Source organism: Desulfosporosinus sp. HMP52 (genome assembly GCF_000765145.1).
Taxonomy (GTDB): domain Bacteria; phylum Bacillota; class Desulfitobacteriia; order Desulfitobacteriales; family Desulfitobacteriaceae; genus Desulfosporosinus.
The window spans coordinates 13026-29012 of the sequence record NZ_JMGA01000041.1 but is presented as its reverse complement, the minus strand read 5'-3'; the positions used below and the strand labels follow the sequence as shown (position 1 = coordinate 29012).

Below are 15987 nucleotides of genomic sequence, written 5' to 3'. Positions count from 1 at the left end.
TAACAGGTAGCAAGGCCTGCTTTCAATCAAGCAGGGCAATTTCGACTTTCAGAAGCTGCCCTAGTTTTGTCAAATGCACCTTCCTTACCACCATAACGACTACTGGCACATGTATCATTCAAACCTATCTACTTTGAAAAGTTTTAGATCTTCATCCACTTCTCCCAAATATAGATTGCTGAGCATCATTCCACCTAATATGGAGAATAAAATGCCATTGGCTCCGTATCCTAAGCAGTACCATAACCTTTCATTCTTAGGATCTTTCCCCAGGAAACCCAGGTTATCATCAGTGGATGCAAAAGCCCCACAGTATCGATACTCGATTGTAATCTTCAACTTCGGAAATAGGTTTTTCAGGCGTTGTTCTAACTTATCATAACTTTTGGTGCATAATTCTTCATTTAATATATCGGGTAGAAATTTAGTGTCCTCTCCGCCAATGATGATTCTATTATCACTCGTTGTTCTGAAGTAATGATAAGTAACATCATTGTCTCTAACAATGACTCCCTTGTAAATATCCTCTAGATTATCGATTGGTTTTGTGGCAACATTAAAGGCGGTCGTTTTAGTTCCGAAGACCCTTTTCGTAAAAAGATGCGTGTTATACCCAGTCGCCACAATTATCAGTTTACCTTTAACTTTATGGCCAAAGACCGTTTCTGCTGTGACCCCCTGCTCGCTATACCTCACATCCAAAACCTCTGTGTTTTCATACACGTTTAACCCCATACTAGAGCCCACCTCTAACAGAGCATGCGTAAATTTATAGGGATTCAATTGGGCTCCTCCACCTTTACTTAATAGACCAGCCTTAACATCAAAGGAAAACGGATTAGTTTCCTTATCAATAAATTCTACCTTAAATCCATTTTCCTTTCTCAGCTTATACTCTTGCTCAATCTCCTTTGTTTCTGTATCTTTAGCTGTATAGTACAAACCATCGACTCGCTTAAAGTCACAAGTATTGCCATTTTCGGCGATAAACTCTTCGATTTCATCTAATGCCTTAATTCCTAACTCATACGATCTTAAAATATTGGAGATCGAGGTATATGACTTTAACGCCATCGCATTGCTATCAAGCTCATATTGCAGAAGTGACGTAGAGATACAAGTACTTCCATGAGCAATTCTTGATTTCTCTAATATGACGGCCTTAATCTTCCGTTTAGAGAAATAATACCCTAATATCGCTCCGGTTACCCCTCCACCGACTATGATCACATCGGTCTCAATGTTCTCCGTTAAATAATCATACTGCCTAGGCAATGGACCAATTCTCCTAAAAATACATTCTCCTTGGACATACTGTATCTTCATATAATATTACTCCCTTATTTCTCAAGCAAAATTCATACTTCACATATTGAAGAAAGGTGACTCTTGCTCAGATATTAGCACTTGTTTAATTCATAGTGTAGCTTTCGCTATACAAATCATATTTATGTATAGTAATGAGTAAGGGAATCACAGCATTATCCGCATTTACTGCAGAATAGTTTTTCCTGTTATACCAAAGGAACCGGACAGGCATTTTTTTATGTAATGAGTCCTATAATAATTAAATATTCATGCTATATCTCTATACTATCCAGCATAGCTGCTGCCTGTTTTATCAAATCCCGCTCCTTCGCCGGAAGCGCAGCAAGGAACTTTTGTAAACACTCGCCTAGCACAATTTGGCTTTCCCTTAGCTCATATTGATCTAAGGCAGAGGGCATCGGATGTTTCTTAACCAGCGCTGCAATTTCAGCAGGGTTTAACTCCCTAAAAATGCTGAGAATTTCTTCTTCGCGAAGTTCCGCATCCAGTAGAATATCCTCTAAATCGGCAAGGGAGTGTACTTCACTCTTGATTAGGGCTTTCTGGTCAGTCAGATAACGGCATTGCCTAATTTCTTCTAATATCTTACGATATTTTTCATCGTCCATCTTCTCTCCAAAGGAAAAAGCGAGCTTCCTGTTGTTTTTCGGATATTTGGGGAGGATGAACACACGATCCAGTGTTTGCAGCAGGACCGCGTTTTCTATTACCGCAGCAATTTGAGGCAGACTGCCCCTTAGATACCTTTTTAAGGGCTCAGTCAGTTCCATCTGTCCGCTCAGTTGACTTACAGCTTCCCTGAGAATTTCCTCGATTTCGGTTCTTCTTTTGCCACGAAATAAATCATTTAGAATTTGGATAGAAGAAGGTGCCATTTCCAGCCTGTGGACATCCTTGCCGGAAAGGAGGCATCCGATTGCCGCTGATAACAACGGTTCATAAATATTAATGAGCAACTCTTCATAATGTTCATCGTATCCACAAAGCAGGTGATGAACATTCTCTGCAGAGAATTGCGCGCAAAATAGATTTTCGTAGTAGATGCACTCTAAATACTTCTGAATAAACTCAATCCCAACCAACCGTTCCATCATATGATGAACTGGATAGTCTGCCGTGATATGAATTTCCTGTGCGGCAAATTCAGGGTAATATAGCTTGAAAAAGCCTTTTATGCCGTCCACAATAGTGGAGCGGTAAAACACATTTTCGGTTTCCAGCAAATTACCGATAATTGAAGAGTGCAGAACTTTTGTTGACTTTATCAGTCCGTCGATACGCTCACGTCCGGCTTGATATAGAGCGTACATGCTTTCTTTTTGTATTGCTGCCACTGCTTCATCGGGGTTAGGATAGGTCTTTAACCATACGCCAATTGTGAACATAATGGAGGTAAGAAGACTCTGTGCTCCTTCTACTCGGATCGAGCTGCTGCCCCCGCTATTATACCTCTCAGTTTGCTTGGCCAAAAGTGAGAGGCAGTCAAATTGTATTTTTTCAAGCTGTGTCTCTGACAACATCCCCAAAACATATGCTTGCTCAAGTAAAGATTTGAAATAATATTCACTGCTTAATGTTTCTCTTTTGATTCTCCTGATCTTTTCAATATCTTCCATACTCATCCTCCTCATCATTATCCAATTGGATAACATCGTCTGAATAATCCAGAGCATAACCATAGCGCAAGTTTCGGGCAAGCTTATATAGTTCCCGCCCCGATAGCAGTTCAAGCGAACCTTGGCATGTTCCATTAAAAGCATTTTTCATATATTTGATCAAGTCGTCATCGCCCATCAGATCAAGAGTTTCATTCTTGTAATAATAAAATATTTCTAAAAGCTCATGCATGGTATCTTCATAGTTATGCCTTGAAAGATAAGGTGAGTTGCAAAATTCCTTAATTATCTTGTCAATCACGCCGCCACCGAATTCAATCCGGCCATTTTCCTTTAACGCAAAAGAGCGAGTTGCAACCAAGGCGAGAGCCTGTACCTCTGTCAGAACAAGACCAAATTTCACAGTCAGGTCATTGCATTTCATGACTTCGTTGACAGCTTGCTTTTCTACCAGAGCGCCACTGAACAAGGATAATTCAGAGCCCATAAAAATAATCCTCCTACCAAAAAATACTGTTGACAAATCAAATTATATGTGTTATAATAAAGTGTTATAAATAATATTTTTACTTAAGCATTATACAATCATCAATTCTCATTGTCAAGATAAAGCAAACTACCTTTATGGTTTGATTTTTATTTTTTACAATATGATACGGAAAAAGAAACAAAAAAACAAAGGGCATTCGTTTAACTATCTTGGTGCGCCTTTGTTTTTTTCTGTGTTAAATTGTCATGTCTTTATATAGTACATAGTACATGGATCAAGTATTGAAAGTTAAAAAGTATCTGCCTTCATTCAGCAGATACCCTAATGATTTTAAACTGTCTTTATAATTTCTTGAACTCTTCCAATTTGCCCATCCTCGAGTCTTACTTTAATTCCCCTCGGATGTTTCTGGGAGTTTGTTAGGATATCTTTGACAATACCACGGGTCCTTTTTCCTGTTCTTTGGTCTTCTTTTAAAACAATATCTACTGTGATTCCAGAATGAATATTACTTCTTACTTGGCCATCCAATCTTATTAACCCCCCTTCTATGATTTAAGCAATAACACATTGTACTAAACATTTGTTCTTGTTTCAACGTACATTTGGGAATAATATCCTTGCTTTCTGAGCGAAAGCTCTTTTTCCGTGACTTGAAATCGTTAATAATTCCAATGCATTGGTTCCTAAAAAAGTACTAATTTGCAGTTCAAGACAACATTTTCCTCACCTTATAGGATTTCTATATACCCTTCTGTTCCATTCACGCGAATGAGTTGCCCATCTTTGATCAGCTTGGTAGCACTTTCTACCCCAACAACTGCCGGTAAGCCATATTCCCGGGCAATCACTGCTCCATGGGTCATCAATCCTCCAACTTCGGTGACCAGACCTTTTACGGATACAAACAAAGGTGTCCAGCTGGGGTCAGTAAAGGAGGTCACTAAGATATCTCCAGCTTCCAGCCCAGCTTCTTCCATGTTTAAGATGACCCGTGCCCGCCCCTCTATAACTCCGGAAGAAACAGGCAGACCTGCAAGAGCTTCCGCTGGGAGATATAGCCTCTTGGGCCACTTGCCCACCATTAAACTTAACCAGTTCAGCCAAAAAGTTATCATCCTTTGCCTTTTGTAAATAGGCAATGACTTCCGGGTAAGGACGAATCACATCTGCCACATCCATTAGCGCCAGACCCATTTCCGAAGTAATATTGTTGGGCACAGATTGAGAAAGGGTGTCTGCTGCGTTTTTTTCACCTAACCACTGGTTCATTTTTTCATTGAGCCAGACACTGGCATCCATAACAGCCATAAACACACTCGTACTTTTGGGGTCAAATAAATTCTTCTTCAATTGCTGGATATCTTCCAGAATAAAATCCAAGAGATCCGTTCCTGATTTCCCTTGGATGGTTTGTTTTAGCTCTGCTATGGTTGTTTGACTCTCTTAATCAAATCGAAAACGATGGTCGGATCGTTTTCGATTTGGGCCGGAGAGCCCGCAGACGGTATCTGGTTACCCTCAGTTTCAATTCGAGGTCGCTCATCATCGTCTAAGACATCCTTTATAAAATCAAATTCAATACCAGTTGCCTTTGTTGCAAGTGCAATTTCTTCTTCAGTAGGGTTTACTACATTTATCCAAGACCCCTTTTCTTCGAGTTTATTTGTGTTATTAATGACATTATCAATCGTCCTATACACTTCCAACATATTACATCCCTCCAAATTGGATAACTAAATTCTGCTCCGACTCTGTTCCTTTTAACCCCGGCGTCCTTTTACAGGTTCAAATTCCTAATCGGGTGACTATGTTTTATGAGTACGCAGAATTAATGAGATAGAATCAGTTGATCGAAGCAGGTAAATTTTCAAACATTTTTTGCAAGTCCTTACGTTAATTTAGTAGGAGCAAAGCAAAAAAGTAAAACAGTAATTCTAAACGATTCTACGGCATTGTTCTGACGCTCGGTTATTCCCATCGTTATTGTTTCCCTCATCGTTCCCATTGCGTATTCCGTAAGCTGTTTTTCCGGATTCCTAGAAACAGGATAAGCCCTACTATACAGGCGAATGCTTCGGAAATTGTATTAGCCCAAATAACTCCATTAACTGCAAATAGCATATTTCCTAAGATCAAAATAGGAATAAAAGCAATGCCCCTAATAACAGACATAACTGAGGATTGCACACCTTTTCCAAACGCTTGAAAAATGCCTGTAAACAGTGCGGATAAGCCTGCAAAAATGGTGGAGCAAAGCTGGGCCACGAGAATGGTTTGCCCGATGGCAATGACCTCAGCATCAATACTAAAAACGCCAATGACCTGCGCTCTGAGAACAAAGAGAATTGCCGTCAGCCCCATTGTAATGCCCAACATGTAGAGTGTGGTTGTCTTGATAATTTCCATTAAGCGCTCATAATTCCTTGCAGAATAGGCAAAGGCAATCAGCGGTACCGCCCCCATTGAAAAGCTCATGCTAATAAAGTCTGCAATTTGAACAACTCTCTGAGATATACCAAGTCCTGCAACAACGTTGTTACCGTAGAAAACGGCAAAATTGTTGAAAAGTAAGCAGGTAATTACCATAAATCCATCAAGCAAAAAAGCTGAAACTCCTACCTTAAAGATATTATTATAAATCTCTTTACTTGGTTTAAAGTCCTTAATTGACACACTCTGAACGGTGCTTTTCTTTTGCAGATAGTAGATGAACCATGCAACAGAAATCACATTGCCAATGACCGACGCCAGCGCAGCCCCCATGATGTCCATGTGCAGAATAAATATAAAAATGGGATCTAGTATCACATTTATTCCGACACCGGCTAACATTCCAATCATGGAGGCGGTGGATGCACCCTCTGCACGAACAGATTCCTCCAGCGAAAGATTGGTAATAATAAATGGAGCGCCAATGACAAAGATCAGGATATAATCTCTTGTGTGCAACAACGTATCACCTCTTGCTCCCAAAAGCTGTAAAAGGGGAGATAGAAGTGGCAGACATATTGCCATAAAAATGACTCCGGTGAGCATTGATAACCAGAAACTTACGGACGAAACTTTTCTCGCTCCTTCGACATTACCCTCGCCTAAAAGTCTCGACACATAGGTTCCCGCGCCTACTCCAAATAGGTGACCGAGCGCCATCAGGAACGCTGAAAACGGCAATGCTAGTGTGACCGCTGCCATCATGGCAGTATTATCAAGTTTACCAATATAGAAGGCATCCGTTATGTTGTAAATAATCATAGCAAGAAAGCTCAGCATCATAGGAATAGCCATGTGCATAATTGCTTTAGAAACAGGCGCTTTCTCGAGGTAATGGAGCGATTTCTGATCCGTATTTTCCATATTAAAAACTCCTTTCAAGCAGTACGCGTCCTAAAATTGGCATAAAAAAATAAAGGCAATGCTTTAATGCAATTGTTTCGCGGCAGTGCCTTCATATTATGTGGTGTAATTCTGCTTATTCTTCGTCAGGTTTCTTATGTGTTGGCGCAGGGCATTCTCCGTGTCCTCGGTTCATACCAGGATGGCGACCAAAAGGCATCATTCCCGGAGGATGACCCATTACTGAACGGGGATCAAAGCCAAAGCGATGGTCAAACGGATTGCCGCCACGTTGGCGAGGATCGAAACCTGGTCCGGGCTGTTCGTCGCCAAGCTGAGCTTCAATCGTTTCGATAATACGGCTTAAATAGATACTCAAATTCATTTGCTCTTCTTCACTCAGACATTCAAACAGCTTGTCAAAGCTGAATTCCTGCTCAGTTGTGGCCTCTGTTCCCTCTTTAGTGAGCTTAATATTCATAATTCGGCGGTCAGTTTCCGATTGAGTACGGGTAATGTATCCGTTCTTTTCCAACTTAGTAAGAAGCTCGCCCAAGGATTGGGGACGCATGTCTAGCAGGAACAATAAATCTTTTTGGCTAATTTCTGGCTGCATCTTAAGGACAGCTAGCACTCTGCCTTGCCCTTTACGAGGATCCCCCATCGGGCCATGATGCGTATGATTTTGCTGATGGTATCGATGGAGTAACCACTCAATGCGTGTAAATTGCTCAGTCAAGTCGTAGTTCTCTTCGTTATTTTCGTTCATATATACCCTCCTTTTAGTAGTGAAAGTTTCTTATAAGGTACCTTATATACCCATAATACAGGTACCTTATAATTTTGTCAATATTTTTCTTACAGGTACCTTATAATAATCAGCGATTTAATTATAATACGGACTATGCTGCCTCTAAAGGCTACTCATCAATTCAAAAACAAAATGCGAAGGTGAGAATTTATCTTCTACCTTCGCATTAAATATGGGCGAAGCGATTGTAAATCGGCTTACTCATGCCGGAGCAACGGTCATCACGACAGCACGCAATATCCCGGATGAGTTAAAGGACTCAGATTTATTTATTCAGGCTGATATCAGCACTCCCGAGGGCACCGCAAAAATTTGGGGCGGCATTGTCCGCACAATATAAAGGAGAATGATGATTATGATATACAATAAATTTCAATTATCAAAACCGATTGAGGCACATTTTCAGGCAACAAACGCGGACGATCCTGTAACCTTCCTTTCGATTTTTACCGATGATGCCGTCGTAATAGACGCCGGTAAAGAATATCACGGAAAAACCGCCATCAAAGAGTGGAGCGATCGCGACTATTTCGGCGTCCATCTGAGACTGGAAGTCACAAATGCCGTTCAGGATGCCGCAGAGATTGTCGTAACTGCAAAATCAGATGGAGACTACGACAAGAGCGGGTTGCCGAACCCTCTATATCTTGATTTTCACTTTACGGTGGAGGGGGATAAAGTCACGCGTTTGCGCAACGTCCTTTCCTCCAACGGCAGGTCAATCCCGTTGCCGCAGCCGATTGCAGCCTTTTATCATGCCTCTGATGTTTATGACAACGCCCTGCTTGCGGGCTGCTTCGCAGCGGATGCAGTGTTGGTTGACGAGGGAAAGGAATACCACGGTCCCGAAGCCGTCAGTGGGCATATTCTGGAGGCAAACCGGGATGCTAAGGTCATGACGGAAATCGCTGACTGCGTAGAGAAAAACGGTGATACGATTGTCACCGCAACGCTTTTCGGCAATTTCGAGGGCAGCCCAATTCCGTTGGATTTCCTTTTTAATCTTGAAAACGGAAAAATCAAAGCCCTGAATATTGTGTTGGCGGGTAAATGAAAATGGCAGGAGAATTCTTCTTTCGAATATCGCCTAATCACACGGTCCTCTGTAATTAGTGCTCTTGAGATATCACATCGCTTTATTCTGTTCTTAAGAAGAGCATATTGAAAAGTCCCCTCCGCAAAGTCAGGCTGTATTCAGCGCTGGCCATAGGATTGATTCTAATTTTGTTTTTTACTTCAGACCTTCAAGGCTTATCCAGACGTCCCCCAACTGACAATCCGATAATACACTTTGGCCGTCAGCCCGTAGACAATAGCATAAAACAGGGCAAAAACCAGGATGGTACCCGCTGTGCACCAGGCGAACAAGCCCACATTGGTGAGATTCAATACTGCCAGTAATTTAGTAATGATAGGAAAAGCGAAGGCAATATGGATCCCGGCGGTAACCAGGGGCAAGAAAAATACGATCAGAACCTGACTGCGGATCGAGCCTCTGACCTCTTCACGGCTCATTCCCACCTTCTGCATGATTTCAAAGCGGGCCTTATCGTCATACCCCTCGGAGACCTGCTTGTAATAGATAATCAGCACGGTAGCCATGATGAACAGCGCCCCCAGGAAAATCCCCAGGAAGAACAAGCCTCCATATATTGCGAAAAAGGATTCCTTGGCTGCCACTGGGGATTCGATGCTGCTGCCGGGATAATCACTGCCCAAGGCAGTGCGGATGTCCTGATAAACAGCCGAGATGTCAGCCTCGTCGGCCTCCAGATCAAAGCCCAGATAATATCGATACCCGGAGGGATCATCCCCATTTTCTTTGGCCCGGGCCTCCTCCATGGCTTTGACCACATCCATATCCTTGACCACGACATAATAGCTGCCCGAGATGGATACCCTATTCGGACTGTTTTCAAAAAACGAGTCCAGCCTTTCCTTGACTGAGAATGTCCGGTTGAATACCGTCAGGGTATCTTCTTCATACTTGCTGCCGCTGGAATATATCAGAATCTCATCATCCCCCAAGCTGGCCGTTCTCTTGGCCAGCCGGTTATAATCCTCCAGAGGAATCAGATAGAATTCCCTGACCGAAGAAGAGTCGTCGGAGATGTTGCTCAGATTCGTGATCAACCTGTCCCCCTCTTGATTGCCAACAAAGGCCACATACCTGTAGTCCAGCCTATCCTTCCCCTCCAGCCCATGCTTCACCAAGACTTCCTTAACCGACGTCTGCAAGCCCTCCACGGATTGCTGAGCAGGCATGGGGGTGGATATCATAATATGTTGGGGATACCGGGTGCGCAGCACGTCCTCCATCCCAATGTACAAGGACACGGTGGTGGACACCATCACCAGCACAGCCGTGGCCATGATGCAGATATTGGCCAGCCCCACGGCGTTTTGCTTCATCCGGTACATCATCCCTGCTACGGCAGTAAAATGCCGGGTCTGATAATAATACCCCTTGTTCCGGCGCAGCAGTTTAAGCACTGCGATGCTGCCGGCGGTAAACAAACAATAGGTGCCGACTATCACCAGGAGGACGGCAAAGAAAAATTGGGTCAGGGCGGCCAGAGGAGATTGGGTGGTGAGGGAGATATAATACCCCCCGCCCAGGCTCAAGGTTCCCATCACCACCAAAAGCCATTTTGTTTTCGGCTCCGTCTCCCCTGTCTGACCGCCCATCAGGAGTTCAACAGGCTTAGCCAGATGGATTTGGCGCAGGGTATTGAGCAACGTCAACAGGAAAATTCCGGCGAACAGGAACAGCACGGCAGCCAGAGCGGGGCCGGACACCTCAAAGCCCAGGGGCACCTCAAAGTTGAGGATTTTCAGCAGAACCATGAAGATCAGCTTGGAGAGAAGTATCCCGCCCAGCAGCCCTGCCCCCAGGCTGATCCCCGCCACATACAGGGTTTCGATGGCTAATACTCTGGCGATATGCTTCTTCTCCATGCCCAGGATATTAAAAAGGCCAAATTCCTTTTTACGCCGTTTGACCAGAAAGCTATGGGTATAGAAGAGAAAAATCGCCGAGAAAATAGCAATCACATAGGTACCCATGGACAGGATCGATTGCACTTGGGATCCGCCGGCCATTTTCCCCAAGCCCTCATTTTCAGACAGAAAAACCATGATGTAATACATCATCACCGTGCCGATGCAGGTCAGGATGTAGGGCAGATAGGTCTGGGCATTCTTTTTCAGATTGGTGGCGGCCAGCTTGGGATAAAAGAATCTACTCATGACGCCCACCGCCTGTGGCCATGGTGGTCAAGGTATCGGAGATCTTCTGGTACATGGCTTCATCGGACATTCCGGCTTTATAAAGCTGGTGGAAGACCTCACCATCCTTAATAAACAGTACCCGTTGGGCATGGCTGGCAGCTTTCACGCTGTGGGTCACCATTAACAGAGTCTGCCCCTCCGAATTGATTTCTTTAAACAGGCGGAGTAAGCCCTCAGCAGCCTGGGAGTCCAGGGAGCCGGTGGGTTCATCCGCTAGAATCAGCTGGGGTTTGGTAATCAGGGCGCGGGCTACGGCACAGCGCTGCTTCTGCCCTCCCGACACTTCATAGGGATATTTGGCCAGGATATCACCGATGCCCAGCTTGCGGGCAATGGGCTCCAGCCGCCGGCTCATCTCCTCATAGGACTTGCCGGAGAGCACCAGGGGCAGGAAAATGTTATCCTGCAAGGAGAAGGTATCCAGCAGATTAAAATCCTGAAACACAAAGCCGAGATTTTCCCGACGGAAGGCGGAAATCTCCTTTTCCTTAATGGTGCTGAGCCCTTTCCCCTTGAGCAGCACCTCACCGCTGGTGGGTTTGTCCAGGGAGGCCAGAATATTGAGCAAGGTGGTTTTGCCTGACCCCGATTCACCCATGATCGCTGCATATTCACCCTCCTCCACGGAAAAGGACACATTGGCTAAGGCCTGAACAGGGCTGCCTCCAAAGCGGGTTGTATAGACTTTTTTAAGATTATTCACCTCGAGAATGGTCATCAAAAAAGAACCTCCTTTGCTGAGTAGGTTCAGTATAGCAAAACTGGAAAATGCCCTACCATAACTTCGGCTTACATTTTCCAGTTTAAGCTTACCCTTTTGTAAGGTAGATTATATTTCACTAAATGGCCTTTCCTGCTTCATAAGCTTTAGATAAGAGTTCTTGATTATTAGCTGCAGTGCTCGGGGAGAGATATCAACTTTTTATCGTTCTCACCCTGCTTTTCCTACCGGCTTGCTGGCAGTCCATACATCAAACGAGGGATCATACGTCCCTTTTTGAGCAAAGATTCCACCTCACCCAGACAGACAGCCCCCAACTTGATATAAAACTCTTGAGCCTGGGGACTTGTAACGATCTCAAATTCCCTGACCCCTGAGGGTTGGCAGGTGAACTCAAGCAAATGCTCCCATAATAACTTCCCGTATCCCCTGCCTATACTTTGAGGCTCGATAAAAAAGTATTCTAAAGAATTCGCCGGTTCCCTTGCCACCAGACCATAGAACCCCAGAATCCGATTCTGATCTTCAAGGACATAGGTCGGGTTAAGTCTGATAAACTCTTCCGTCACCCGGTAAAGGGAGCGGAAGTTTTCCATATACTCCTGGTCATACCCCCAGTAGGCCTCGGAATGATAGGCAATGTCCGATAACGCCCGGGCATCTTTAGCTTCAGCTCTGCGAAAATTAACCATGCCTTTTTCCTCGCATCATATTTTTACAAATCCACTCTTGCCAGCCGGAATCGGCATATTTCTGTTCAAACTTTGGTTTTGCATAGCCATGAGAAATCAACAAGTCATAGCTTTGCATTTTGGGCAAGCTTTGCAAAAGATTTCCTCCGAAATTACATCTTATTCTTTTTCTTTGCTCCCATGCTGGAGCATAAACATCTTATAATATAACCCTTCTTGAGCCAAAAGTTCGGCATGCGTTCCCCTCTCCACAATTTTGCCATGGTGAAGGACTAAAATCAGGTCGGCATCCTGAATGGTTGAAAGCCGGTGAGCAATAGCGATAGTTGTCCGGCCTTGGCGCATCTTTCTTAAAGCCTTTTGAATAGCTTCCTCTGTTTCAGTATCCACGCTGGCTGTTGCTTCATCTAAGACCAGTATCTGGGGATTGCCGGCCATAGTCCGGGCAAAACAGATCAGTTGGCGCTGTCCGCTGGATAACGTTGTCCCCCGTTCTCCCATGGGCTCTTCAAGTCCCTGGGGCAGCTTGTCAATAAAATCTTCGGCCTGAACAAAGGAAATAGCTTCCCGAACTTCCTTTTCCCCAATCTCAGATCTGGCCAAGGCAATATTACTGGAAATAGTACCTGCGAATAAGAAGGGGTCTTGGGCAACCAGCCCTACTTTTGAACGCAGCTCTTGATGGGAGTGCCGGGAAAGGGAAACTCCATCGATGAGAATTTCTCCTTGAGTGACCGGATAGAACCCCATGAGCAGGTTAGCAACGGTACTTTTACCGCTGCCTGTATGCCCGACTAAAGCGACAGTTTGCCCTGGGTAGGCGGTGAAGCTGATTGATTTTAAGACCTTTGCCCCCTTGTCGCCATCATAAGAGAAACTGACATCGTTAAATTCAATTTTTCCCTGACTGATCCCAGGAGAATCCACAGAGCTGCCCTTGGGAGTTATTCGCCGGTCATCCAATAATTCAAAAACCCGCTCGGCAGCAACGAAAGATTGTTGAAATTGGGTCAAACGCTCCATCATCATGTTGACAGGTTCAAAGAAACGGTCCAGGTAGTTAATAAAAGCGTAAAGCACCCCTATTTCAATGGGCCCCGTCAACGATTGGAACCCAAAGTAATTTAAAACCATGATTAAAGCCCAGGTATAGATCAGGTCAACCGCCGGCCGGACAAAAAGGCCTTCTAAACGAATATTAACCATCTCTTCCCGGTAGTAATTATTGCTGATGGTCTGAAATTCCCGGCGAAAGCGCTTCTCCTGGCGCAGAGCCTGGATGATATTCATTCCCTGGACGGATTCATTCAGTTTGGCATTAAGATGACTAAGTTCCTGGCGCAGCCTTCGGTAAACCTTGGTACTTACTTTGCGGTAAGATATCATCAGGATGATAATCATCGGCAGTAAGATCAGACAAAAACAGGCTAAACGAACATCTAAATAAAACATAGCCACAAAAACGCCCAGCATGAAAACCATATTCTGGACAAAGGCCGCTAAAACCCCCACAAACAGCTCTTTAATGGCTTCCGTATCATTGGTTATGCGCGAAATTAAGGCCCCGGCGGGAGTATTGTCGAAAACCTTAAACTCCAGGTTTTGTACATGAGAGAAAACATCAATTCGCAGCTGCCGGACGATTTTCAAGGCAATTTCGTTGAAGCTGACTAATTGATAATAGTGTAATATTGCCGACAGTATGTTCAGCCCCAGATAGCTTGAGGCGAGAATGATCAAGGCCCCCCGGTCAAAGGAGCGGGGAACTAAGTGCTGATCGAGAAAAACCTTAACCAGAACCGGACCGATGACATCGGCAAAGGTAGCCAGGATCAGAATGAAAGAAGCCCAGGTCAAAGCTTTTTGATGAGGGATAAGATAGTTCAGTAAGCGTCGGATCACCATCTCAATGCTTCTCCCCCTCTGCAAGCAAGGATTCCAACTGCTGCCTTCGATAGGTAGCAGCATACCAGCCCTTAAGAGCCATCAGTTCCGGATGGGAACCTTGTTCTGTGATTTGTCCGTCTTTAAGCACGATGATTAGGTCTGCTTCTTCGACGGCGCTAAGACGATGAGAGGATATAAAGGTAGTTTTTTGGACCCGCATTTTCCCCAGGCTCTCTAAAATCCTTTTCTCGGTTTTCGCATCTACTGCCGATAATGAGTCGTCTAAAATGAGAATTTCCGGTTCCAGCAAAAGGGCCCGGGCAATAGATATCCTCTGCTTCTGCCCTCCTGAAAGAGTAACCCCTCGGTCACCAACCAAGGTGCCATACCCCTCGGGAAAACTCAGCACGTCTGCGTGAATATCGGCAATTTCTGCTGCCTGATGAATTTCCTCTAAAGAGGCCTCCGGTTTGCCTAAAGCAATATTTTCAGCAATGGTCGTGGAGAACAGAAAACTATCTTGAGGCACATAACCTATTTTACTGCGCAAAGATTCCACGGTTACATCGTAAATCGACGTGCTGCCTATTTGCAGATCTCCCTGGTTAAGATCAAACTCCCGCAGAAGCAGGCGCAAAAAAATTGTCTTCCCGCTCCCTGTTTTACCGACAATCCCCAGGGTTTGCCCCTGCTCCACCCGGACACTGATATTTTGCAAAATGGGTGTATTGCTTCCGGGATACGTAAAAGAAGCTCCTTTATAGATGACATCACCATTGTTGAAGCGGCTAAGGGCCTCCTCTTTTTCCTGGATTGTTTGCTTAATCTTCAATAGCCTCTCTATTCGGTCATAGGAGGCTCTGCCCCGTTCAAGAATGTTGAACAGCCAGCCGAAAGCGAGCATGGGCCAGATAAATTGGCCTAAATAGATGGTAAACTGAGTCAGCTGCCCGAAGGTTAATTTTCCATGAATCACGTCAATTGAGCCAAAAATAAGGGCCAGAAAAAAAGAAAGCCCAATAATCAGCTGGATTGTCGGGTCAAAGAGGGCATCTACTTTGGCAACAGCCAGGTTCTTCGCCGCCACATCCTCGGATAACCCGCGAAAAGCTTCTAATTCTGCCTCTTCTTCTCCGAAGGCTTTGACAACTCTCATCCCATTAATGTTTTCCAGCACTTTATTGTTAAGATCAGAAAAGGCGGCTTGGGCATGGTGAAACCGGTTGTGCAGCATTGTCCCATAACGGCTGGTAGACCAAGCCATCAGGGGCATTGGCAAGAGGGCAATAAGGGTTAGTTTCCAACTGATAAATGCAGCCATTGATAAAACCACTAACCCCCCGGTTATTATGGAGTCCACAAAAGTCAAGACCCCCATGCCGGCAGTCATTTCAACGGCTTGGATGTCATTGGTGGCATGAGCCATTAAATCACCGGTGCGATGCTTTTGATAAAATTGCGGGGACATCAGGGTAAAGTGATCAAAAAGCTGCTTTCTAAGCAACCTGCTTAAACGGCTTGCCGCTCCAAATATCATTAACCGCCAGGAAAAGCGCAAAGCATAAACGGCCAAACCTATCCCGGCAAGGATCAGCGTCCAATAAAGCAAGGATTCCGACCTTAGGGCCCCGCGACTGACTTCATCGACAATAACACGAACAACATAAGGAGGTAATAAATTTAGCAAAGCGACCAGGACTAAGACAATGATCCCTAAGATATAGCCTTTTTTCTCCTGCTTAAAAAACCACATAAGATCTTTAAAAAGAAGCAACTAGTCTCAGCTCCTTATTTCAATTGGTATCAGCTTCCAC

Annotated in this window: 13 protein-coding genes and 1 pseudogene; 1 reads left to right on the top strand and 13 read right to left on the bottom strand. The window is 44.5% G+C overall.

Going from position 1 to position 15987, the window contains the following annotated elements:
* Positions 1-114: 114 nt before the first annotated feature.
* The 7 genes and pseudogenes from DP73_RS15525 to DP73_RS15495 all read right to left on the bottom strand — a co-directional run bounded on the left by DP73_RS15525 (position 115) and on the right by DP73_RS15495 (position 7540).
* Positions 115-1326 carry an FAD-dependent oxidoreductase gene (locus DP73_RS15525; protein ID WP_034600633.1) on the bottom strand — a complete coding sequence of 404 codons (1212 nt, stop codon included), beginning with the start codon at positions 1324-1326 and terminating at the stop codon, positions 115-117.
* 254 nt (positions 1327-1580) lie between these two features.
* Positions 1581-2945 (bottom strand): DUF6179 domain-containing protein, encoded by a 1365-nt coding sequence (locus DP73_RS15520; RefSeq protein WP_034600632.1) that lies wholly within the window; start codon positions 2943-2945, stop codon positions 1581-1583.
* Positions 2932-3432, bottom strand: coding sequence for a DUF6323 family protein (locus DP73_RS15515; protein WP_034600631.1), 501 nt, complete (start codon positions 3430-3432; stop codon positions 2932-2934). Before DP73_RS15515 ends, DP73_RS15520 begins: the two co-directional genes overlap by 14 nt.
* Positions 3433-3765: 333 nt before the next feature.
* Entirely contained in the window at positions 3766-3966 is a 201-nt protein-coding gene (locus tag DP73_RS15510; RefSeq protein WP_034600629.1) for a YwbE family protein, read from the bottom strand.
* A gap of 200 nt (positions 3967-4166) precedes the next feature.
* Positions 4167-4946, bottom strand: a pseudogene (locus DP73_RS23705) (PEP-utilizing enzyme); the annotation flags it as partial.
* A gap of 484 nt (positions 4947-5430) precedes the next feature.
* On the bottom strand, positions 5431-6792 hold the full coding sequence (locus tag DP73_RS15500; protein WP_034600628.1) for an MATE family efflux transporter: 1362 nt from the start codon (positions 6790-6792) through the stop codon (positions 5431-5433).
* 115 nt (positions 6793-6907) lie between these two features.
* Entirely contained in the window at positions 6908-7540 is a 633-nt protein-coding gene (locus DP73_RS15495) for a MarR family transcriptional regulator (protein ID WP_034600626.1), read from the bottom strand.
* Positions 7541-7937: 397 nt separating this feature from the next.
* Between DP73_RS15495 and DP73_RS23700 the strand changes: the two genes are divergently transcribed.
* Positions 7938-8636 carry a nuclear transport factor 2 family protein gene (locus DP73_RS23700; RefSeq protein ID WP_205623401.1) on the top strand — a complete coding sequence of 233 codons (699 nt, stop codon included), beginning with the start codon at positions 7938-7940 and terminating at the stop codon, positions 8634-8636.
* Positions 8637-8833: 197 nt separating this feature from the next.
* On the opposite strand, the gene DP73_RS15480 is transcribed toward DP73_RS23700, so the two are convergent.
* The 6 genes from DP73_RS15480 to DP73_RS15460 form a co-directional block, all read right to left on the bottom strand.
* The gene (locus tag DP73_RS15480; protein WP_034600625.1) at positions 8834-10831 is read right to left on the bottom strand and encodes an FtsX-like permease family protein; all 1998 of its coding nucleotides are present in this window, start codon (positions 10829-10831) and stop codon (positions 8834-8836) included.
* Positions 10824-11591: an ABC transporter ATP-binding protein gene (locus DP73_RS15475; protein ID WP_034600624.1), complete on the bottom strand. Its 768-nt coding sequence runs from the start codon at positions 11589-11591 to the stop codon at positions 10824-10826. Before DP73_RS15475 ends, DP73_RS15480 begins: the two co-directional genes overlap by 8 nt.
* Before the next feature lie 227 nt (positions 11592-11818).
* Positions 11819-12286, bottom strand: coding sequence for a GNAT family N-acetyltransferase (locus tag DP73_RS15470; RefSeq protein WP_034600623.1), 468 nt, complete (start codon positions 12284-12286; stop codon positions 11819-11821).
* Positions 12279-12422 (bottom strand): hypothetical protein, encoded by a 144-nt coding sequence (locus DP73_RS23515; RefSeq protein ID WP_165574419.1) that lies wholly within the window; start codon positions 12420-12422, stop codon positions 12279-12281. The genes DP73_RS15470 and DP73_RS23515 overlap by 8 nt, the downstream gene beginning before the upstream one ends.
* A gap of 23 nt (positions 12423-12445) precedes the next feature.
* Entirely contained in the window at positions 12446-14191 is a 1746-nt protein-coding gene (locus DP73_RS15465) for an ABC transporter transmembrane domain-containing protein (RefSeq protein WP_034600622.1), read from the bottom strand.
* Between the two features lies 1 nt (position 14192).
* Positions 14193-15947, bottom strand: coding sequence for an ABC transporter transmembrane domain-containing protein (locus DP73_RS15460; RefSeq protein WP_034600621.1), 1755 nt, complete (start codon positions 15945-15947; stop codon positions 14193-14195).
* Between the last annotated feature and the right edge of the window lie 40 nt (positions 15948-15987).